This window comes from Kitasatospora sp. NPDC042419 (assembly GCF_056437345.1).
In genome coordinates, this window is record NZ_JBWKAW010000014.1 from 1 (window position 1) to 20,996 (window position 20,996).

The following is a 20,996-nucleotide window of genomic DNA, read 5'->3' on the forward strand; positions in this document are numbered from 1 at the left end:
TTGCTGGGGGGGGGGGGGGCGTGTTGTAGGGTGGGGGGCGTCCGGGGCCGCGGGCGCCGGCGCGGCGCCTGCTCGCCCCGGGCGGGCCGGGGGGGCCCCCGACGCCCGCCCCGAAGGGCGGAGGATCCGGACCGTCCGGTTGACGCCCGGTCAGGGCGCCGCCCGGGGCGGCCGGTCGTTACGACTGGTCAGCGGCCGAGTCGGCCGCGCACCATGCCCAGCATGGCGTTCAGCTCCTCGATCCGCAGCCGCTTCGCGATCAGCACGAAGACGGCCAGCTGGAGGCCGCCGGCCAGGACGACGGTGAGAATACTGCCCGCCCAGCCGTCGAGCACCTGCTGGACCGCCAGACTGACGCCGAGGCCGACCAGGGCGCCCGGAACGCAGGCCGCGGTCAGGCGGGTGTAGGTCCGGCTGATCCGCTTGGTGTCCAGGCCGCCGATCTTCTTCTTCAGCTTGGGCACCGCCACCATCACCCCGATGGCGTAGGCGAGGCCGTAGCCGAAGGCCATGCCGACCACCGTCCACTCGGCGGGCAGGGCGAACCAGCAGACCAGCGAGAAGCCGGCCTGGCAGACCGCCACCCAGACGGTGTTGGAGAACGGCGTGCGGGTGTCCTCGTAGGCGTAGAAGCCGCGCAGCATCACGTACTGCGCCGAGTACGGGATCAGGCCGAGGGCGAAGGCGGAGAGCATCAGACCGACGTTGGTCGCGCTGTCCAGCGCCGCCTCGCCGCCGCCCACCGCGTAGATCGCCCGGCCGATCGCCGGACCCAGCGCCAGGAAGAGGAAGGCGCCGGGGACGACCGCCACCGCGGTGGTGCGCAGGCCGTACGAGATGTCGTCGCGGACGGCGCCGGCGTCCTCGTCGGCGGCCGCCCGGGAGAGCCGGGGGAGGACCGCGCTCATGATCGAGACGGTGATGACGGCCTGCGGGAGCTGCCAGATCAGCAGGGCGTTGGAGAACGCGGAGAGGCCGACGCCGTTGTGGCCGCCCTTCTCGGCGGCGCTGCCGGCGGCGGTGGCCAGCTGGGTGATGACCAGGTAGCCGGCCTGGTTGGCGAGGACGAAGAAGAACGTCCACTTGGCCAGCCGGGCCGCCTTGCCGAGGCCGTGCCCGCGCCAGTCGAAGCGCGGCCGGTAGCGGAAGTCCGCCGCCCGCAGGTACGGGATCATCGCCAGCGCCTGGACGACCAGGCCGACCAGGGTGCCGATGCCGAGCAGCCGGACGCCCTCGGGGCTGATCGTCTCCGGGGTGACGTGGGTGGTGCCGAAGCCGCCGTAGACCCAGATGTAGGCACCGAAGGTGAAGATCACCACGACGTTGTTGAGGACCGGCGTCCACATCATCGCGCCGAACCGGCCGCGGGCGTTGAGGATCTGGCCCATCACGACGTGGATGCCCATGAAGAAGATGGTCGGCAGGCAGTACCGGGCCAGGGCCACGGTGGTGTCCGCGCGGGCCGGGTTGACCATCATCGGGTGCGAGATGACCTGGACCAGCAGCGGCGCCCCGGCCACGGCCAGCAGGACCACCAGGCCGAGCCCGACCATCACCAGGGTGAGCAGCCGGCTGGCGTAGGCGGTGCCGCCGTCCGCGTCGTTCTTCATGCTGCGGACCAGCTGCGGCACGAAGACGGCGTTCAGCGCGCCGCCGCCGATCAGGATGTAGAGCAGGGTCGGCAGGGTGTACGCGGCGTTGTACGAGTCACCCATCACGCCGACGCCGATCGCCGCCGTGATCACCATGGTGCGGACGAAGCCGGTGCCCCGGGAGACCAGGGTGCCGGCCGCCATGATCGCGCTGGAGTTCAGCAGCGAGGCGACCTTGCCGCCGCCGGCCGCCGGCGCCGGGGCGGGCGGCGCGGTGCCGGCGCGCTCCTCGGCGACGATGTCCGCCAGCGGCTCCACCGCGGGCGGCAGCTGCACCGCCGCCACCTGCATGGTGGCCTCCTCCTCGGAGAGCGGCGGGTCGAACTCGATCGGCGGCACGAAGGGGCGCGGCCCGTCCGGGCCGTTCCCGTAGCCCTGGCCGTGACCGTGGCCCTGGCTGTGACCCTGGCCGTGGCCGTGCGGCGCCTGCGGAACCTGCCCCGGGTACGCGCCGGCCGGGGGGTACGGCGCGGGCGGGGCGAACGGACCGGGCGCGGCGGGCGGCTGGGCGGCCGCCGGGCGGGCCGGGGGGTGCGGGGTCTGGGGGTGGACCGGGGACTGCTGGGCCGGCGGGCGGGGTGCCTCGGCGGTCACCTGGTTGCCGCCGAACAGCCCGTCCACCCCGACGTACTCGGTGGACTCCGAGTCCCAGGACGAGTGCGCGGGGCCCGGCTGCCACTGCGGCCGGCCGTCCCACGCGTCGGGAGCCGGTGCGGCGGGCGCGGCCGGTGCGGGCTGCTCCCAGCCCTGCCGGCCCTCCTGCCAGCCCGCCTGTGCCGGGGTGTCCCAGCCGGGCTGCACCGGCGGCACGGGAGGGGTGAACGGGGCCGGCGGCACCGGGGTCGGGTAGTCGCCGCCCTGCGGCGGCAGCTGCGGCGGCACGTCGTACGCCGCGGCCGGCTGCTGTGGTGCGGCGGGCCGGGCGGCCCGCAGGCCGTACGGGTCCTGGTCGCCCGGCCGGTCCTGGTACGCGTCGGCCGCGTACGGGTCCTGGGCGTAGGTGTCGGCCACGTACCAGTCGCCGGACGGCGACTCGGCGCCCGGACGGCCCTCTCCGCGGCCCGGAGGCCGCTCATCGCTGCGCCCGGTCATGTCACCTCTTCGCTGTCGTGGGGGAGGCCGCCCCGGAGTCGGGCGGTATCGGCGGTGTCAAGGACCAACCTTCTCATCACTGGTGGCCTGATCCCGGCCATCTGCGGTGCTGCCGCGCGGTGTCTGCGCCGCTCCTCCACGTTCCGGGTGCTCCGGGTGTTCCGGCTGCGTCGGGCGTTCCGAAGGGGCCACTGGGCCGGAGCCCTCCGGGCGCCCGGTGCCGGCGCCGTCGTCCGCGCCCGCCGGGCCGTCCGCCGTGCCGTCCGCCGGGGCCGTGCCGTCCGCCGGGGCGGGGGCGAGCGGGGCGTCCCCGACCGGCTCGTCGCCGTCGCCGTCGGCGGCCCGGCGCTTGCGCTGGCGGAAGAACCGCAGCGCGGCCAGCAGGAGCAGCACCAGGCCGCCGCCGAAGACGTACAGCACGCCGTTGGTCACCGAGGTGACCTCCACGGTGAACTGCACCGGGTCGCCGTACGGCTGCGGGTTCGGGCCGGTGGTGAAGAGCTGGGCGGTCATGCTCACCGGCCCGTTGTTGTGCGCCTCGGCCGGGAACCGCAGGGTGACGCTCTGCGAGGCGGGCAGCACCAGCTCCTCGGTCGGCACCTCGACCCTGAGCCGGTTGGCCTGGCTCGGGACGAGCACCAGCTTCAGGTTGGTGACCGTCTGGGTCAGGTCGTTGCGGACGCTGACCTGCAGCACGCCGGTGTCCCCGGCGAAGGTGATGACCCGCTTCGGCGGCACCTTCACGGCGTCGGTCAGTTCCTTGAGGTAGTGGGCCACGCCGTCCCGGTAGACGCCGCCGGCCGGGGCCTCCGAGCGCCACTCCGTGGACAGCGAGCGGACCATGGCCGCGCTGAACGGCCCGCGCACCCGCTGCGGCAGGGTCAGCACCCGCATCAGCGTGTCCAGGTCCGTCTGGATCCGGGTGGTGGCGGTCAGGTCGACGGCGGTCAGCTCGGAGTCACGCGTCCGGGCCGGGTAGTCGGCGGGCGCCGGGACGCTCGTGTTGGCCTTCGGGTCCGGTGCGAGCTGGGCCAGCGCGTCCAGCTTGACCGGCTCCACCCACTTCCCCTCGTGGGCCGCCTGGAGCGCGCCGGCCAGCACCTTGGCGGTCGTGGCGGTCAGGTCGCGCGGCGGCATCACCAGCAGGCCCCGCGGGTTCTGCGGCTCCTGCCGGGAGATCACGAAGGTCTCGGAGAGGAACCGCTGGACCGCCTGGGTCTGCGCCTGCGGGGTGACCAGGTCCTTCTCGAACAGCGCCGAGATCTTCTCGTCGGCGACCAGCGCCGTCTGCCCGTTGCCGAGCGGACGGGCGGCCGACGGCGTGTACTTCAGCGCGTCGGACTCGGGCATGCTCGCGCCGTTCACCAGCACCAGGTTGCTGCCGGTCTGCTGGGTGACGGCCGCGATCCGCTGGTCCAGGTAGCCCTGGTACGGCCAGGCGACGTCCGCGCGGGTGTCCACCGAGAGCCGGCCCTCGACGGTCAGCCGGCCGGCCGTGGCCGCCTTGCCGAGCGCCGTGTCGATGCCGTCCAGCTCGGGCGCGTTGTGGGCGATCGAGGCGACGTCCGGGTCGGCGTACGGCAGCGCCACCACCTGGCTGCCCGGCTTGGCGACGGCGGCCCGCAGCTTCTCCAGCCAGGCCGTGGCGGCGGCCGTTCCCGCGCCGATGGTGGTGTTGTCGTCCTTGGCCGCGTTGCCCGCCGTCCCGGGCTTCTGCACCCGGTACTGCTTGGTCATCGCGAACGCGGTGTCCAGCAGGTCCGGGTCGACCACCCAGGTCAGCCCCGGCAGCGTGGCACCGGTCTCGACCAGCGCGTACAGCCGCCCGCCCGGGGCGAACTCGGCGGCCAGGCTGTCGTCCCGCAGCACCGAGACGGTCTGGTCGTTCTCGGAGTAGGTCTGCGCGGCCAGCACCGGCGCGTGCACCAGCGGCCACAGGGTGGTGACCTTCGACGGCTGGGCGTCGGCCGGCGTCGGGTCGTAGGGCAGGAAGGTGCGGGCGATGCCCAGCGGGCGGTCGCGCTGGTTGTCGGCGGTCGAGCCCCAGACGTCCACCGCGAGCTCGTACACGCCCTCGGTGGAGAACTGCAGGTCGGCCACCGCGACGCTCAGCGTGTACGGCTGGCTCTGGCCCGGGCCGAGCTCGTTCAGCGCGTACTGCGGGCTGTCCAGCGAGATGCCGTCCGCGCCGACGGGGACGGTCCGGGCGGCCACCACGTCCAGGTCGCTGCGGGTGGTCAGCGGCTTGTTCGACCAGGGCTTGCGGACCGCGGCGTGGGCCGACTTGAGCACCGACTTGCCGCCGTTGGTGACGTGGCCGGCGATCGTCACGGTGCCGTTCTGGACGGCCACCGGCTTGTTCACCGACTCGATGGTCAGCATCACCGGGTAGTCGGCGGAGACCGCCGACTCGGTGGCCGGTCGCGAGCCGCCGGCCGGGCTCGCCGTCGCCGGGACGCCGGACAGCACCGGGACGAGCACCAGCGCGGCGCCGGCCGCGGCGGCCAGCCGCCTGGCGGCCGCCCCCAGCCGGGACACGCCCCCGCCCGCAACCCGGCCGGCGGTCCTGGCTCGCTCGCTTCGCTCGCTCATGCGCCCACCTCGCTGCGCTCGGCGGTCGCTTCGCGAAACGCGCCCCCACTCCTGGCTCGCTCGCTTCGCTCGCTCATGCGCCCACCTCGCTGCGCTCGGCGGTCGCTTCGCGAAACGCGCCCCTATCCCTGGCTCGCTCGCTTCGCTCGCTCACGCGCTTCGCCCTCGCCGTTCTCGATCGCTCGCTGCTTTGATGCCGTGCCGTGCCGTGCTGCTGCGGATGTCCCGCCGGCCGTAGGGGTCAGCCGTGGGGATCAGCCGTGAAGAAAAGGCGGTCGTCCGTCGTCCGGTCGGCCGTGCTGGCACGCCGCACCGCGGCCCGTTGCCGGCGCCCGAGACTCGTTCCACCGGCATGGTAACGATGTGGCGAGGGGTGCGGTGTTGCGGGCCTCGGGGTGAGGCGACGGAAACGCGCGGGCGGCGGGGCCTCCGGGCCACGTACCCTTGTGAGCCGTGTCCACTGCCAATGAGCCCACCGCCCACCAGTCCGGCGCCCATCATTCCAGCACCGCCGTGCAGGCCGTCGCCGGCCTGAGCGAGGCGCAGACCCTCGGTCTGCAGGAACTGCTGCGGGTCTCCCCGGTCGCCGACGAGATCGCCCGCCGATTCCAGGCGGCCGGTCACCGGCTCGCGCTGGTCGGCGGCTCGGTGCGTGACGCCCTGCTCGGCCGGCTCGGCAACGACCTCGACTTCACCACCGACGCCCGCCCGCACCAGGTCCTCAAGCTGGTCAAGGGCTGGGCGGACGCGGTCTGGGACGTCGGCATCGCCTTCGGCACGGTCGGCGCGCGCAAGGACACCCCGGAGGGGTCCTTCCTGATCGAGATCACCACGTACCGCTCCGAGGCGTACGACCGCACCTCCCGCAAGCCCGAGGTGACCTACGGCGACACCATCGAGGAGGACCTGGTCCGCCGCGACTTCACGGTCAACGCGATGGCCGTCGACCTGCCCGGCCGCGGCTTCGTCGACCCGCACCGCGGCCTGGAGGACCTGGAGGCCCGGGTGCTGCGCACCCCGGCCACCCCCGAGGAGTCCTTCTCCGACGACCCGCTGCGGATGATGCGGGCCGCCCGCTTCGCCGCCCAGCTGGACTTCGAACCGGCCCCCGAGGTGATCGCGGCGATGACCGCGATGGCCGAGCGGATCACCATCGTCTCCGCCGAGCGGGTCCAGGCCGAGCTGAACAAGCTGCTGCTCGCCGCCCACCCGGTGAAGGGCCTGCGGCTGCTGGTCGACACCGGGCTGGCCGACCACGTGCTGCCCGAGCTGCCGGCGCTCCGGCTGGAGCGCGACGAGCACCACCGGCACAAGGACGTCTACGAGCACTCGCTGACCGTCCTGGAGCAGGCCGTCGACCTGGAGCAGGACGGCCCGGACCTCACCCTGCGGCTGGCCGCGCTGCTGCACGACATCGGCAAGCCGCGCACCCGCCGCTTCGAGTCGGACGGCCGGGTCTCCTTCCACCACCACGAGGTGGTCGGCGCCAAGATGACCCGCAAGCGGATGCGGGACCTGAAGTACTCGAAGGAGCTCACCGAGGACGTCTCGCGCCTCGTCGAGCTGCACCTGAGGTTCCACGGTTACGGCGGCGGCGAGTGGACCGACTCGGCGGTGCGCCGCTACGTCACCGACGCCGGTCCGCTGCTGGAGCGGCTGCACAAGCTGACCCGCTCCGACTGCACCACCCGGAACCGGAAGAAGGCGGCCGCGCTCTCCCGCACCTACGACGGCCTGGAGACGCGGATCGGCGAGCTGAAGGCACGCGAGGAGCTGGACGCCGTGCGCCCCGCGCTGGACGGCAACCAGATCATGGAGCTGCTCGGTCTGAAGCCCGGTCCGTGGGTCGGCAAGGCGTACAAGCACATGCTGGAGCTCCGGCTGGAGCACGGGCCGATGGAGCACGACGAGGCGGTCGCCGCGCTGCGCACCTGGTGGGACGACCAGCAGGACGCCGCGCGGTAGCGGCCGCAGGACGGCAGGACGGCAGGACGGCAGCGGCGACGGCAGGGGGCCGGCGCCGCTGCCGTCGTCCAGCCGGAGAGCGCCCCGGAGGGCGCCCCGGGGAGGTGCCGGGGCACCCCCGCCGGGTCGCCGCGGGCGTCAGAGCTTCTTGAGGCAGAGGACGAAGCTGAGCGCCGGCGTGGTGGACTCGCGGGTGTAGGTGCTCTCGGCACCGGCGACGTTCTCGCAGGCCTTGTCGTCGTCGCTGGTGGCGTACACCTTCTTGAGCACCTTGTACTGGGCCCGCGAGTCCGTGCAGGGGAGCATCGTGATCCGCGGGTTGGCGTCGTGGGTGGCCGAGGTGCCGTTCTCGTTGCGCAGGCAGTCGCCGGCCTTGGCGGAGTCGATGTCACCGGCGGCCTTGGTCGGCGTCGGCATCGTCACGGTGGGGGCCGGGACGGGGACGGCCGGGGGCAGCGAGAAGGACGGCGAGAGGGGCGGGATCGTCGGGACCGTCGGGGCCGCGTAGGTCGGCTCGGGCAGCACCAGCGGCGGACGGTACGGGTCGCGGTCGTGCCGGCTGCCGACGAGTGCCCCGGTGGCGATCAGGATGATCATCGTGCCGATCGAGAGCACCGGCAGCAGCAGCATCAGCATGTGCGGCCGCTTGGTCAGCGGGACACCCGGGTCGAGCTGCGGGCCGTGGGTGCCGGGCACCGGCGGCGGCAGGTCCTTGATCTTGTTGTGGGCGGCCAGGTTCCGCAGCAGGGTGACCACCGTGAAGATCCCGGACAGGTAGCTCCACCAGCCCTGCACCAGGGTGCGGGCGGACATGTCGCGGACCACGGCGGTGCCGCAGGTGCGGCAGAACGGTCCCGGCTGCTTCAGGAACCGCATGATGATGATGATGCCCTGGTGGCCGCGGACGGTGGTGTCGACGGCCGGGTACCCGCCGCAGAACCGGCAGACCGGACCGCCCTGCGGGGCGTACCCGTAGGCCTGGCCCGGGCCCGGCTGCGGGCCCTGGGCCGCCGGCCCGGCGGGGTAGCCGTAGCCGGGCGGCGGCGGGGGCGGCGGGGCCGGGTAGCCATAACCGGGCGGGTTCGGTGCGGCGGGCGGCGGGGCCGGCTGGCCCGCGTACGGGTTGCCGGCGTACGGGTTGGAACCGCCGGCGGGCGGCGGCGCGCCGTACGGCATCTGGGGCGGAACGGACAACGGGATCCCCCGGAAAGGTCGAGGTGGCGTGCGGTCAGGACTTCTTGACCGGCGGGGCGCCGGTGAGCGGGCCGAGGCAGAGCACGTACCGCTTCTTGTTCCAGCGGCGGCCGCTCTTGCCCGAGACGGTGCTGGTGGTGCCGACGGTTTCCCGGCACCGGGTGGTGTCCGTGGTGGACTCGAACTTGGCCAGCACCTTGTAGTTCGCCTTGCCGTCGGTGCACTTGACCACGGAGACGTCGCGGGAGCCGGCGGCCTTGACGCAGTCGCCGGCCTTGGCGCTGCTGACGCTCGGGCCGGTGACGAAGTAGCCGACGATCAGGGCGATCACGCCCAGGACGATGCCGACCGCCTTCAGCCGGGCCTTGCCGCGGCCCTTGCCGGCCGGTTCGCCGGGCGGCGGTGACACCGGCGGGTAGCCGTGCTGCGGCGCCTGGCCGTAGGGGGCCGGCTGGTACGGCTGCTGGGCGTACGGCGGCTGGGCCTGCGGGTGCTGCTGGTACGGCGGCTGGGCCTGCGGGCCGGGCGGGTAGCCGCCCTGGGGGTGGCCGCCCTGCGGGTACGGGGGCGCGGGCTGGGCCGGCGGCGCGGCCGGGTAGCCGTAGCCGGGCGGCGGTGCGCCGTAGCCGGCGGGCACCGGCTGGGGCGGGTACGGCTGGGGGGCCGGTGCGCCGTACGGCTGCGCCGGCGGATGGCCGTACTGCTGCGGTGGCCCGTACGGGCCGGGCGGTGTGCTCATCAGATTGTCCCCCGAGACAGAGTGCTGTGGCTCCGACAGATCTGACGTACCTTAGCGACTCGCGCCGACGGGGCCCGGCCGCAGGGGGCCGCGGTGCTCAGGACGCCTGGTCACCGGGGAGCGGGCCGGTCCGCCGCGCCGTGCGCAGGTAGAGGACGGCGGCCAGCGCGTACACCGCGGACACCCCCAGGACGACCGCGACCGACCGGCCGGAGAGCGGCAGCACCAGTGCGGTCACCAGCGCGGCGGCCACGAAGGCGACGTTGAAGAGCACGTCGTAGATGGCGAAGACCCGGCCGCGGTACTCGTCCTCGACCGATTCCTGGACCACGGTGTCGGCGCAGATCTTGGTGCCCTGGGTGACCACGCCGAGCAGCAGCGCGGCGATCAGGCAGGGCACCAGGGAGAAGTTGAGGCCCAGCGCCGGGACGAAGACCACCGGAGCCGCCAGGCAGAGCGTCATCCAGCCGGCCAGCCCGAGCCGGCGGGTGCACCACGGGCTGATCACCGCCGCGATGAAGAACCCGGCGGCCGAGAGGCCGACCGCCTGGCCCAGGGTGACCAGCCCGGCCGCGCTGTCCGCGGGGTCGTTGAAGGTGTACCGGGCGAGCATCACCACGACGACGATCAGCACGCCGTAGCAGAACCGGGCCGCGGTGACGGCGGCCAGCGCGTGCGCCGCCGGGCGGCAGTCCCGCACCAGGTGGGTGACGGCCGCGCGCAGCTCGCGGGCCGCCTGGGCCAGCGCGCGGCCCAGCGCCGGACGGCCGGCGTGGTGCTCGGGGCCGAGCAGGTCCTTGTCCATCCGGAGCGCCGCCACCGCCGCCGACAGGTAGAGCAGCGCGGCGACGCAGACCAGGGCGGCGTCGGCCCGGGGGCCGGGGGGCAGCACCTGGTGGAGCAGGAAGCCCACCCCGCCGCCGGAGGCCGCGGCGACCGTGCCCAGGGTGGGGGAGAGGGCGTTGGCGGTGACCAGCTGCTCGGGGCCCACCACCCGGGGCAGTGCGGCGGAGAGGCCGGCCAGGATGAACCGGTTGAGCGCGGTGACCAGCAGGGCGGAGGCGAAGAAGAGCCAGGTCGGGGCCTGGGCCAGCAGCAGGGCGCCGGTGACCAGGCCGAGCCCGAACCGGGCCAGGTTGCCGACGTACAGCACCTGGCGGCGGCGCCAGCGGTCCAGCAGCACGCCGGCGAACGGGCCGATCACGGAGAACGGCAGCAGCATCACGGCCAGCACCGAGGCGATGTCGGCGGGGGAGGACTGCTTCTCCGGGGAGAACACCACGTAGGCGGCGAGCGAGACCTGGAAGACGCCGTCGGAGAGCTGGGAGAGGACGCGGGCGGTCAGCAGCCGGCGGAAGTCGCGCCCGCGGAGCAGGTCGAGGAGCGTGGCGCGGTGCGCGGTCTGGTGGGTGCTGCCGTTCTCCGTGATCGCCACCTGCCCAGGGTGCCATGGAACCGGTCTGTGTTTCATGTGAAACATTGGCCGGGAAAAGGTGAACGGGCCCACGGTAGTTGACCGTGGGCCCGTTCAGGTGCGGACGGGCGACCGGTTCAGCGACCGGTCACCGCGAACTCCGCTGAGCTCAGCGCTCGACCTCGCCGCGGATGAACTTCTCGACGTTCTCCTTGGCCTCGTCGTCGAAGTACTGGACCGGCGGGGACTTCATGAAGTACGAGGAGGCCGAGAGGATCGGGCCGCCGATGCCGCGGTCCTTGGCGATCTTCGCGGCGCGGACGGCGTCGATGATGACACCGGCGGAGTTCGGGGAGTCCCAGACCTCCAGCTTGTACTCCAGGTTCAGCGGGACGTCGCCGAACGCACGACCCTCCAGACGGACGTACGCCCACTTGCGGTCGTCCAGCCAGGCCACGTAGTCCGACGGGCCGATGTGGACGTTCTTGGCGCCCAGCTCGCGGTCGCGGATCTGCGAGGTGACGGCCTGGGTCTTGGAGATCTTCTTGGACTCCAGGCGCTCGCGCTCGAGCATGTTCTTGAAGTCCATGTTGCCGCCGACGTTCAGCTGCATGGTGCGCTCGAGGATGACACCGCGGTCCTCGAACAGCTTGGCCATCACGCGGTGCGTGATGGTCGCGCCGACCTGGGACTTGATGTCGTCACCGACGATCGGCACGCCGGCCTCGGTGAACTTGTCCGCCCACTCCTTGGTGCCGGCGATGAACACCGGGAGGGCGTTCACGAAGGCGACCTTGGCGTCGATGGCGCACTGGGCGTAGAACTTCGCCGCGACCTCGGAACCGACGGGCAGGTAGCACACCAGGACGTCGACCTGGCGGTCCTTGAGGACCTGGACGACGTCGACCGGAGCCTCGTCGGACTCCTCGATGGTCTCCCGGTAGTACTTGCCCAGGCCGTCGTGGGTGTGACCACGCTGGACGGTGACGCCGGTCGGCGGCACGTCGCAGATCTTGATGGTGTTGTTCTCACTGCTGCCGATGGCGTCGGCCAGGTCGAAGCCGACCTTCTTGGCGTCGACGTCGAAGGCGGCGACGAACTCCACGTCACGGACGTGGTACTCGCCGAACTGGACGTGCATCAGCCCGGGGACCTTGCCGGCCGGGTCGGCGTCCTTGTAGTACTCGACACCCTGCACCAGCGACGCGGCGCAGTTGCCGACGCCCACGATGGCTACGCGAACCGAACCCATTTCCGGTTGCTCCCTGTGATCTCATGAGCGCCGCCGGAGATCGGCGGAACTCGACCTGCTTCTTCGATGACTGCTTGACGGGCGCGAGGCGCCCACTCCTGCCGCGCGCGGCACAGGGCTGACGCGGTGTCAGCGCTCCTGCTCGGAGCGCCCCGGGCGGTCGTACGGTGGCCCGGGCGGGTCCGAGGACCCGTCCTCCTGGCCACGGCCGTCCGAAGTCTTGGGTACTGCGGGGCCGGTCCCGTCGGTGGACGGTCCGGTGCGGCCGGTGCGGTTGGCCCGCTCGGTCTCGATCAGCTCGTTGAGCCAGCGGACCTCGCGTTCCACCGACTCCAGTCCGTGCCGCTGCAGCTCGACGGTGTAGTCGTCGAACCGCTCGCGGGCGCGGGCCAGCGAGTTGCGCATCCGCTCCAGGCGCTCTTCCAGACGGCTGCGGCGGCCCTCCAGGACGCGCATCCGCACGGCCCGGTCGGTCTGGCCGAAGAAGGCGAAGTGCACACCGAAGTGCTCGTCCTCCCAGGCGTCCGGACCGGACTCGGCGAGCAGTTCCTCGAACCGCTCCTTGCCCTCGGGGGAGAGCCGGTAGACGATCTTGGACCGCTTGCCGTTGAGCGCGGTGGCCGGGACGTACTCGACGTCCGGGTTGTCCTCGGCGAGGAAGCCCTGGGCCACCAGGCTCTTCAGACAGGGGTAGAGCGTCCCGTAGGAGAACGCGCGGAACGAGCCGAGTAGGACGTTGAGCCGCTTGCGCAGCTCGTACCCGTGCATCGGGGCGTCGTGGAGCAGGCCGAGGACGGCGAACTCCAGCACTCCTGAGCGCCTGCCCACAGCTGTCGTCCTCCCTTCCCCGGCTGGTCCGCGACCCGTCGTCTCCGGCGGTATGCCGCTCCGATGTATCGGCTCGATATATCGAGAACAGTAAGCCTGGGTCCCCGAACGGGCAAGAGGGGCGCGCGTGAATGTGATCACAAGGCGACGCGCGGGTGTCCTTGGCAACGGGCGTGTAATGATCTGCAGTCGTTTTGCGGGTATTGGCGACTGATGCCCGATTAGTTCGGATTCAGTGCTGCGTACGCTGTCGCGTGTGCACGAGGACCACCTCCGGGGTTAGGGCGGTTGCGGGCATCGGACGTGAACCCTGCCTTCAGGCTCGACCGGCCTGGCGAGGAGTACCTGGAACATGAGCGAACGACGGCGGAGGTCGCCTGGCGGCGGGCAGCCTCCGGGCGGCGACAACGGACGCCCGAGCGGAGCCGGGCCCGACGAGGTCGCCTCGGAGGGCCTCGGCCGACGGCGCCCGCCCGGCATGCGGGAGACCGCCCAGCAGCCCCGGATGACCCGGGCCGAGATGCGCAAGGCGGGCCAGAAGGGCGGCGGCCGGCGCGGCGGTGCGGCCGGTTCCGGCCCCGCCGCGGGCGGTTCCGGCGGTGCACCCGGCAAGAAACGGTTCATCGACTACCCCCGCTTCGGCAAGCAGGGCTTCCGTCGCTGGCTGCCGTCCTGGCGGCTCTGGCTCAGTGCGTTCCTGATCGCCTTCGCGGCCTGTGTCGGCGGCATCTTCATCGTCTACCAGACCACGAAGATCCCGCCGCTCAACGCCCTGGTGAACGATCAGAACAACATCTACTACTGGGCCGACGGCACCGAGATGGTCCGCAAGGGCGAGACCAACCGGCAGATCGTCGAACTCACCGACATCTCGCCCAACCTGCAGAACGCGGTCATCGCGGCGGAGAACGCCACCTTCCGCACGGACAGCGGCATCGACCCCAAGGGCATGATGCGCGCCGTCCTCAACATGGCGCAGGGCGGCGAGACGCAGGGCGCGTCCACGATCACCCAGCAGTACGTCAAGAACGCCTACCTGACGCAGGAGCAGACCCTCTCCCGCAAGGTGAAGGAGTTCTTCATCACCCTGAAGATCAATCAGGACCAGTCGAAGGAAGAGATCCTCAAGGGGTACCTCAACACCAGCTGGTTCGGTCGCGGCGCGACCGGCGCGCAGGCGGCGGCCCAGGCGTACTACGGCGTCAACGCCAAGGACCTGGACCTCTGCCAGAGCGCGATGCTGGCGGGCCTGCTCAAGGGCGCCTCGTACTACGACCCGACGATCAAGGCCAACCAGGCCCGCGCCGAGGAGCGCTGGCAGTGGATCCTGAACCGGATGGTGGAGACCAAGAACACCACCCCCGAGGAGCGTGCCAAGTGCACGACCTTCCCCGCCCCGATCAAGCAGGTTCCGCCGGCCAACATGAACGGCCAGATCAGCTACCTGGTCGAGACCGCCAACAAGTTCGTCACGGTCAAGGACCCGACGATCGACCAGCGGGCGATCGAGAAGGGCGGCTTCAAGATCTACACGACCTTCGAGAAGGACAAGGTCGAAGCCCTCAAGAAGGCCGTGGACGACGTCAAGTCCGAGACGCTGAACCCGCAGAAGCGCCCCGACAACGACAACTTCGTCCAGTTCGGCGCGGCCAGCGTCCGGCCCGGTGACGGCGCGATCGTCGCCATCTACGGCGGCGACGGCGTCGAGAACGGGCACCACGACAACAACGCCGACGCCCAGGGCGTCCAGGTCGGCTCGACCTTCAAGCCCTTCGTGCTGGCCGCCGCCATGCAGACCGGCGTGCTGACCCAGACCGACGACAAGGGCAAGCCGAAGCGGATCAACGCCGACAGCCGCTACCTCTCCGACGACATGTCGGAGATCCGCAAGGTGGACGGCTCACTGGTGATGGGCGACAACGGCAAGCCGTACCGGCAGAAGAACGAGGAGAAGGGCAAGCGCGGCTACGTCTCGCTGCGGCAGGCCATGCAGTACTCGTACAACGTGCCCTTCGTCCAGCTGAACCAGGACGTCGGCGGCCAGAACGTGGCCGCGACCGCCGAGGCGATGGGGATCCGCAAGGAGAACCTGGCCGCCGAGGCGAACACCACGACCTTCCCGCTCGGCGTCTCCACCATCAGCCCGATCCGGATGGCCGACGCCTACGCGACCCTCGCCGCCAGCGGGAAGCAGGCGGACCCGTACTCGGTCACCAAGGTCCTGCTGGACGGCAAGGAGCGCCCGGGCTTCGGCAAGCACGAGACCAAGCAGGGGCTGGAGGCGGTCGTCGCCGACAACGTCACCGACGTGCTGGTGAACGTGGCGAAGAACGGTACCGGCAAGAACTCCAACGCGCTCGGCCGCCCGGTGGCCGGCAAGACCGGTACCACCGACCAGAACAAGTCGGCCTGGTGGGTCGGCTACACCCCGCAGCTGTCCACCAGCGTGGCGATGTGGCGCGAGGACCCGACCCAGCACGAGCGGCTCTCGCTCAACGGCACCGGCGGCAAGGACTCGGTGCACGGTGGTGACACCCCGACCGACGTCTTCACCCGGTACATGAAGGCGGCGCTGGCCAACGAGAAGAAGCTGGACTTCCCGGCCCCGCAGCCGGTCGGCTCCCAGGTCGACTCCTCGGGCGCGCCCAGCACGGCGACGGCCACGCCGACGCCGACCACGACCGAGACCATGCCGACCGTCCCGCCGGACCCGAACGCCCAGCAGCCGACCCAGCCGCCGGCCACCCAGGACCCGGTCTGCGTCCCCGGCGTGGACTGCCCGGGCACGGTGCCGGTCCCCCCGGCCCCGACCAAGACCAACCCGGCGACCACCGGCGGCGGTGGCGGCAACACCGGCGGCGGCAACACCGGTGGCAACACCGGCGGTGGCGGCACCACCGGTGGCGGTGGCAACACCGGCGGTGCCGGCGGCGTCTCGCCGACCTGCATCATCGGCAACATCGGCTGCACCACGCCCTCGACGGCGCCGCCGAGCCCGTCCACCGAGCCGGGCGGCGGTGCGGGCGGGGCCACCGGCGGCACCAGCCCCAAGCCGACGTCCAAGCCGCCGACCTCGCCGTCGGCGCCGCCGACCGGCAACTCGGTCGTGCCGTAGCGCGTCCGCGCCCCGAACGGCGGTGGCGGCCCTCCCCGGAGGGCCGCCACCGCCGTTTCGCCGTATTCGGCGCGATTCGTCACGCCCCCGGGGCCCGTCGGCGGGGCCGTGGCGGGGGCATCCTCGTCCGGGCGGGACAGGTGCGGCAGGATGTCCGCCATGACGTCCAGCGCTCGTGACGAATCCGTCGGCCAGACCGGGCCCCTCGACGCCGCCGGGCCGGCCTCCGGGGCACCGGCGACCGGGGCCGGAACCCCGACCGCGACGGCGGCCGGCACCGCGGTCGACACCGTGGCCGACGCCGGGCCGGAGGCCGGGGCCGGGCAGGTCGTGGCCAACACCGTGGTCGTACCGGCGGACGAGGATCCGGTGGCGGCGGCCGGCAGCGAGGTGATCGGCGGCCCGCCCGGGAAGCGCGCGCTGCTCGGCGTCTCCTGGTGGATCCCGGCGCGCTTCCTGGCGCTGGTGGTGATCGTGGTCTCGGTGCTCGGCATGGCGCAGAAGCTGCCCTGCTACAACGCCGCCTGGTTCCAGCCGGGTTCGCCGCAGTACGTGCACGCCTGCTACAGCGACATCCCGCACCTGTTCTCCGGACGGGGCTTCGCGTCCGGCCTGCACCCCTACGTGGACCGGATCCCGGGCACCACCGGGGACCTGCAGTTCCTCGAATACCCGGTGCTGACCGGTCTGTTCATGCAGGTCGCGGCCTGGCTGACGCCCGGCGGCGGCGCGCTCCCGGACCAGGAGCGGTGGTTCTGGATGATCAACGCGGGCCTGCTGATGGCCTGCGCCGTGGTCGCCGTGGTGGCGCTCTCGCGCACCCACCGGCGCCGCCCCTGGGACGCCCTGATGTTCGCGCTCGCCCCCGTCCTGCTGCTCAACGCCACCGTCAACTGGGACCTGCTGGCGGTCGCGCTGGCCGCCGTCGCGATGGCCTGGTGGGCCGGCTCGCGGCCGGTCCTGGCCGGGGTGTTCATCGGCCTGGCCACCGCCGCCAAGCTCTACCCGCTGCTGCTGCTCGGCCCGCTGCTGGTGCTCTGCTGGCGGGCCGGCCGGTGGCGCGACCTCCGCGGCCTGCTGGGCGGCGCGGTCGGTGCCTGGGTGCTGGTCAACCTGCCGATCATGATCGCGAGCTGGCAGGGCTGGTCGACCTTCTACGTCTTCAGCAAGCACCGCAAGGAGGACTACGGCTCGCTCTGGCTGGTCCTGATGCAGAACCGCGGCGTCGGCCTGGAGAACCTCGACACCTTCATCGCGATCCTGATGGTGCTGAGCTGCGCGGGGATAGCGTGGCTCGGCCTCGCGGCGCCCCGCCGGCCGCGGGTCGCCCAGCTGGCCTTCCTGGTGGTGGCCGCGTTCGTGGTGTTCAACAAGGTGTACTCGCCGCAGTACGTGCTCTGGCTGCTGCCGCTCGCGGTGCTGGCCCGGCCGCGCTGGCGGGACTTCCTGATCTGGCAGGCCTGCGAGGTGCTCTACACCCTGGGCATCTGGTCCCACCTGGGCTTCGTCACCGGGCCCAAGCAGCACGGGATCGGCGAGTCCTGGTACCACTTCGCGATCGTGCTGCACCTGCTGGGCACGCTCTACCTGGTCGGCGTGGTGATCCGGGACGTCCTGCTGCCGGACCGCGACCCGGTGCGCTGGGACGGCAGTGACGACCCGTCCGGCGGGGTGCTCGACCACGCCCCGGACGTCTTCGTGCTCGGCGCCGCCCGGCAGCTGCGCGAGGAGGCGAGCTACGCCGGGTACGCGCCGGCCGGCCCCGAGATCTGGCTCACCGAGCCGCCCGCCCCGGAGCCGGCCGAGAAGGTCTGACGACCGCCGGCGGCCGGTGGCGGACGACCGCCCGCCGGCCGCCGGTGCCGGTCAGCGGTCCACCACGCGGTCGAAGTGCGTGGTGGTGTGCCGCACCTGGAGACCGAGCTCGTCGCCGACCGCCGGCGGCTTGGTCTCGCCGTCCAGCAGCAGCAGGGAGACCTGCATGTGCGGCGGCTCGGCGAACCAGAGCTGCTTGCCCGCCCAGTTGTAGGGCGACTTGGTCTTGTTGACGGTCGCCAGGCCGGCCCGGGCGATGCCCTTGGCCCGCGAGGACATGCCCTGCACGTACTTGGGCGCCTCCAGCCCGATGCCGTGCGCGGTGCCGCCGGCGACCACCAGCAGGTGGCCGTCGGCCGGCGCCGGGTGCTGGCGGTAGCCGTAGCGGTCGCCCTTGGCGACCGGGGTGACGTCCAGCACCGTCGCCCGGACCTCCAGCGCACCGTGGTCGCCGAGCCAGAGCCGGGTGCCGATCCGGGCCCGGAACACGGTGTCCGGGAAGCGCTGGGCCAGCTGCTCCATGCCGGCCGCGCCGAGGTGGCTGACGTAGACGGTGTGCACCGGCACCCCGGCGGCCCGGGCGGTCTCCACCCAGTACGCGACCTCCTCGACGGGGCTGGAGCCGTCCGGCCGGTCCATCGGCAGGTGCAGTGCGAGGCCCTCGAAGGAGACGCCGTCCAGCTCGGCGGCGACCAGCGGGAGGTCGGCCGCCGAGACGCCGTGCCGGCGCATGGTGGTCATGCACTCCACGACCACCCGGGCGCCGTGCAGCGCGCGCACCCCGTCGACGCTGGCCACCGTCCGGATCACCCGGGCGTGCGGCAGCGGCAGCGCCTCCTCGCCGACCCGGTACGGGGTGAGCACCAGGAGCTCGCCGCCGTACCAGTCGGCCGCGTCGGCCGCCTCGTAGGCGGTGCCGACCGCCAGCATGCCGGTTCCGAGCAGGGTCGCCTCCTCGGCCAGGCGGTGGTTGCCCAGCCCGTAGCCGTTGCCCTTCGCCACCGGCACCAGGCCGGGGAACTCGGCCAGGACGGAGCGCTGGTGGGTGCGCCAGCGTTCGGTGTCGAGGTAGAGCGACAGCGTCATCGGGTCATCTCCCAGAGGGTGTTGGGCACGGGCGGCTCGGCGGCGACTGCGCTGCTGCTCAGCGGCGCGACATGTAGAGGTCGAGTGCCTTGTGCAGCAGCTTGTTGAGCGGGTAGTCCCACTCGCCGAGGTACTCGGCGGCCTGGCCGCCGGTGCCGACCTTGAACTGGATCAGGCCGAACAGGTGGTCGTTCTCGTCCAGGGTGTCCGAGATGCCGCGCAGGTCGTACACCCCGCCGCCGAGCGCGTACGAGTCGCGCATCATCCGCCACTGGATCGCGTTGGACGGCTTGACCTCGCGCTTGTGGTTGGCGGAGGCGCCGTAGGAGTACCAGACGTGCTCGCCGACCACCAGCATCGTGGTCGCGGCCAGCGGCTCGCCCTCGTGGTAGGCGATGTAGAGCCGCATCCGGTTCGGGTCCTCGGCGGTGAGGGCCTTCCACATCCGCTGGAAGTAGGACAGCGGGCGCGGGGTGAACCGGTCGCGCTCGGCGGTCACCAGGTACAGCTGGTGGAAGATCGGCAGCTCGTCGTAGCCGCCCTGGATCACCTCGACGCCGCTCTTCTCGGCCTTCTTGATGTTGCGGCGCCAGAGCTGGTTGAAGCCCTTCTGGATGTCGTCCAGCGAGCGGTTGGCCAGCGGCACCTGGAAGACGTAGCGCGGCTGGACGTCGCCGAAGCCGGCGCCGCCGTCCTCGCCCTGGAGCCAGCCGGCCTTGCGCAGCCGGTCGGCCACCTCGAAGGCGCGCGGCTCGTACCAGTCGGCCTCGACGTCGCGCAGGCGCTTGGCCTCCTTGACGGCGATGGCCTCCTTGATGGTGGGCGCGTTCCAGCGGCGGATGACCACCGGCGGGCCCATCTTCACCGAGAAGGCGCCCTGCGACTTCAGGTGGGCCAGCATCGGCTGCAGCCAGCGGTCGAGGTCGCGGTCGAACCAGTCGATCACCGGGCCCTCGGGCAGGTAGGCGAGGTACCGCTTGACCTTGGGCAGCTGCCGGTAGAGCACCAGGCCGGCGCCGACGAGCTGGTTGGACTGGTCGAACCAGCCGATCGACTCGGAGCGCCACTCGGCCTTCACGTCGCCCCAGGACGGCACCTGCATGTGGCTGGCCGAGGCGCGGCTCCTGATGAAGGCGAGGTGCTCCTCGCGGGTGATCGTCCTCAGGCGCAGGCTCATGCTCGGTGCTCCTCGTCGGTCGGGCTGCAGTGGGCCCTGGTTTCTCGGGGTGACCTTATCGTCCGGGGCCCCCGGGGCTGTGGGCGCGGCGGCGCCCCCGTCTCGTACCGGTCTGCCTTAGGTAGGTACGCGACGGGGGCGCCGAGGGTTCCTCGCGCGGGGCGGCTAACCCCACAGGCCTCCGCGGGCCATTCCGAGGTAGAAGCCGACCGCCGAGGCGCCGAGCCCGACCATGAGGATGAAGCGCTCCGCCGTGGTGACGGAGATGAACACCCCCAGCAGGCCGGCGGCGATCCCGAACAGGCCGGTCCACGAGGTGAGCAGATGCAGGTTGTGGAAGAACGAGGTGATGAAGGCGATGACGCCGAGGACGGCGGTGGCGCCCACGAGGGCGTTCTCCCGCGGGTGCGGGTGGCCGTCGGTGTTGAGGGTGAGAGGGGGCATCCGGTGGATGGTCTGGGCCATGAGTCCCACCTCCTGGCGAGGAGACGAACGGGCAGGAAACCCGTTCCGTCCAGATTGCGGCGGTTGGGCGGGTCTCACAACCCCTATGCATTTTGTTCGGCCGTCCGGGTGCAGGTAGGCTGTGCCGTCTGCACTGGTGTAGTTGTGCCTTCCTCTGCCCTCTTACGGGTGAGCGGAGTGAGGTTGTCGGACCCGGCCGCTACGGTGGGCCGGTGTCGTCACTGCTCCGGTGCCGACGCTGCACAACCCTCCTGCCACGGAGAGACCGTGGCCGCTGAGTCCAAAGGAGGTGGGTTACTCATGCGTCACTACGAGCTGATGGTCATCCTCGACCCGTCGGTCGAGGAGCGCGCTGTCTCCCCCCTGATCGAGAGCTTCCTCGCCGTCGTCCGCAACGGCGGTGGCAAGGTCGAGAAGGTCGACACCTGGGGTCGCCGCCGTCTGGCTTACGAGATCAACAAGCAGTCCGAGGGCATCTACTCGGTCATCGACCTGCAGGCCACGCCTGCGGTCGTCAAGGAGCTCGACCGCCAGCTTGGCCTGAGCGAGTCGGTTCTGCGGACCAAGGTCCTGCGCCCGGACACCCACTGAGCCACCTCTGAGGCCTTCG

Annotated in this window: 14 protein-coding genes; 4 read left to right on the forward strand and 10 right to left on the reverse strand. The window is 72.1% G+C overall.

What is annotated here, in order from left to right; all coding sequences use genetic code 11:
- Positions 1 to 188: 188 nt before the first annotated feature.
- Complete coding sequence (murJ, locus tag AC067J_RS24500) at positions 189 to 2,744, reverse strand: murein biosynthesis integral membrane protein MurJ (protein ID WP_478302533.1); 2,556 nt, start codon at positions 2,742 to 2,744, stop codon at positions 189 to 191.
- A 57-nt stretch (positions 2,745 to 2,801) separates the two neighbouring features.
- Positions 2,802 to 5,336 carry a hypothetical protein gene (locus tag AC067J_RS24505; RefSeq protein WP_478302534.1) on the reverse strand — a complete coding sequence of 845 codons (2,535 nt, stop codon included), beginning with the start codon at positions 5,334 to 5,336 and terminating at the stop codon, positions 2,802 to 2,804.
- 513 nt (positions 5,337 to 5,849) lie between these two features.
- On the opposite strand from AC067J_RS24505, the gene AC067J_RS24510 reads away from it, so the two are divergent.
- The gene (locus AC067J_RS24510; protein WP_478302846.1) at positions 5,850 to 7,301 is read left to right on the forward strand and encodes a CCA tRNA nucleotidyltransferase; all 1,452 of its coding nucleotides are present in this window, start codon (positions 5,850 to 5,852) and stop codon (positions 7,299 to 7,301) included.
- 138 nt (positions 7,302 to 7,439) lie between these two features.
- On the opposite strand, the gene AC067J_RS24515 is transcribed toward AC067J_RS24510, so the two are convergent.
- The 5 genes from AC067J_RS24515 to AC067J_RS24535 all read right to left on the reverse strand — a co-directional run bounded on the left by AC067J_RS24515 (position 7,440) and on the right by AC067J_RS24535 (position 12,728).
- Entirely contained in the window at positions 7,440 to 8,495 is a 1,056-nt protein-coding gene (locus tag AC067J_RS24515; RefSeq protein ID WP_478302536.1) for an LppU/SCO3897 family protein, read from the reverse strand.
- A gap of 34 nt (positions 8,496 to 8,529) precedes the next feature.
- The gene (locus AC067J_RS24520; RefSeq protein ID WP_478302538.1) at positions 8,530 to 9,234 is read right to left on the reverse strand and encodes an LppU/SCO3897 family protein; all 705 of its coding nucleotides are present in this window, start codon (positions 9,232 to 9,234) and stop codon (positions 8,530 to 8,532) included.
- Positions 9,235 to 9,331: 97 nt separating this feature from the next.
- A complete protein-coding gene (locus AC067J_RS24525; protein WP_478302540.1) occupies positions 9,332 to 10,669 on the reverse strand; it encodes an MFS transporter in 1,338 nt (445 codons plus the stop codon).
- Between the two features lie 148 nt (positions 10,670 to 10,817).
- Entirely contained in the window at positions 10,818 to 11,900 is a 1,083-nt protein-coding gene (locus AC067J_RS24530) for an inositol-3-phosphate synthase (protein WP_478302541.1), read from the reverse strand.
- A gap of 129 nt (positions 11,901 to 12,029) precedes the next feature.
- Positions 12,030 to 12,728 carry a PadR family transcriptional regulator gene (locus tag AC067J_RS24535; RefSeq protein WP_478302543.1) on the reverse strand — a complete coding sequence of 233 codons (699 nt, stop codon included), beginning with the start codon at positions 12,726 to 12,728 and terminating at the stop codon, positions 12,030 to 12,032.
- A 352-nt stretch (positions 12,729 to 13,080) separates the two neighbouring features.
- On the opposite strand from AC067J_RS24535, the gene AC067J_RS24540 reads away from it, so the two are divergent.
- Both AC067J_RS24540 and AC067J_RS24545 read left to right on the forward strand, forming a co-directional pair.
- The gene (locus tag AC067J_RS24540) at positions 13,081 to 15,843 is read left to right on the forward strand and encodes a transglycosylase domain-containing protein (RefSeq protein WP_478302545.1); all 2,763 of its coding nucleotides are present in this window, start codon (positions 13,081 to 13,083) and stop codon (positions 15,841 to 15,843) included.
- Between the two features lie 159 nt (positions 15,844 to 16,002).
- A complete protein-coding gene (locus tag AC067J_RS24545) occupies positions 16,003 to 17,658 on the forward strand; it encodes a glycosyltransferase family 87 protein (protein WP_478302546.1) in 1,656 nt (551 codons plus the stop codon).
- Positions 17,659 to 17,709: 51 nt separating this feature from the next.
- Here AC067J_RS24545 and AC067J_RS24550 read toward each other — a convergent pair whose 3' ends face one another.
- The 3 genes from AC067J_RS24550 to AC067J_RS24560 form a co-directional block, all read right to left on the reverse strand.
- A complete protein-coding gene (locus AC067J_RS24550; RefSeq protein WP_478302548.1) occupies positions 17,710 to 18,744 on the reverse strand; it encodes an alanine racemase in 1,035 nt (344 codons plus the stop codon).
- A gap of 58 nt (positions 18,745 to 18,802) precedes the next feature.
- A complete protein-coding gene (locus AC067J_RS24555; RefSeq protein ID WP_327679012.1) occupies positions 18,803 to 19,921 on the reverse strand; it encodes a lipid II:glycine glycyltransferase FemX in 1,119 nt (372 codons plus the stop codon).
- Positions 19,922 to 20,086: 165 nt separating this feature from the next.
- The gene (locus AC067J_RS24560; protein WP_478302550.1) at positions 20,087 to 20,386 is read right to left on the reverse strand and encodes a hypothetical protein; all 300 of its coding nucleotides are present in this window, start codon (positions 20,384 to 20,386) and stop codon (positions 20,087 to 20,089) included.
- Positions 20,387 to 20,686: 300 nt separating this feature from the next.
- On the opposite strand from AC067J_RS24560, the gene rpsF reads away from it, so the two are divergent.
- Complete coding sequence (gene rpsF, locus AC067J_RS24565; RefSeq protein ID WP_327679008.1) at positions 20,687 to 20,977, forward strand: 30S ribosomal protein S6; 291 nt, start codon at positions 20,687 to 20,689, stop codon at positions 20,975 to 20,977.
- Positions 20,978 to 20,996 lie beyond the last annotated feature (19 nt).

Bases quoted from the DNA above. Each gene is read 5' to 3' on its own strand.
- murJ (WP_478302533.1), bottom strand. From the start codon at position 2,744: ATGACCGGGCGCAGCGATGAGCGGCCTCCGGGCCGCGGAGAGGGCCGT.
- AC067J_RS24505 (WP_478302534.1), bottom strand. From the start codon at position 5,336: ATGAGCGAGCGAAGCGAGCGAGCCAGGACCGCCGGCCGGGTTGCGGGC.
- AC067J_RS24520 (WP_478302538.1), bottom strand. From the start codon at position 9,234: ATGAGCACACCGCCCGGCCCGTACGGGCCACCGCAGCAGTACGGCCAT.
- AC067J_RS24530 (WP_478302541.1), bottom strand. From the start codon at position 11,900: ATGGGTTCGGTTCGCGTAGCCATCGTGGGCGTCGGCAACTGCGCCGCG.
- AC067J_RS24540 (WP_478302545.1), top strand. From the start codon at position 13,081: ATGAGCGAACGACGGCGGAGGTCGCCTGGCGGCGGGCAGCCTCCGGGC.
- AC067J_RS24545 (WP_478302546.1), top strand. From the start codon at position 16,003: ATGACGTCCAGCGCTCGTGACGAATCCGTCGGCCAGACCGGGCCCCTC.
- AC067J_RS24550 (WP_478302548.1), bottom strand. From the start codon at position 18,744: ATGACGCTGTCGCTCTACCTCGACACCGAACGCTGGCGCACCCACCAG.
- AC067J_RS24555 (WP_327679012.1), bottom strand. From the start codon at position 19,921: ATGAGCCTGCGCCTGAGGACGATCACCCGCGAGGAGCACCTCGCCTTC.
- AC067J_RS24560 (WP_478302550.1), bottom strand. From the start codon at position 20,386: ATGGCCCAGACCATCCACCGGATGCCCCCTCTCACCCTCAACACCGAC.
- rpsF (WP_327679008.1), top strand. From the start codon at position 20,687: ATGCGTCACTACGAGCTGATGGTCATCCTCGACCCGTCGGTCGAGGAG.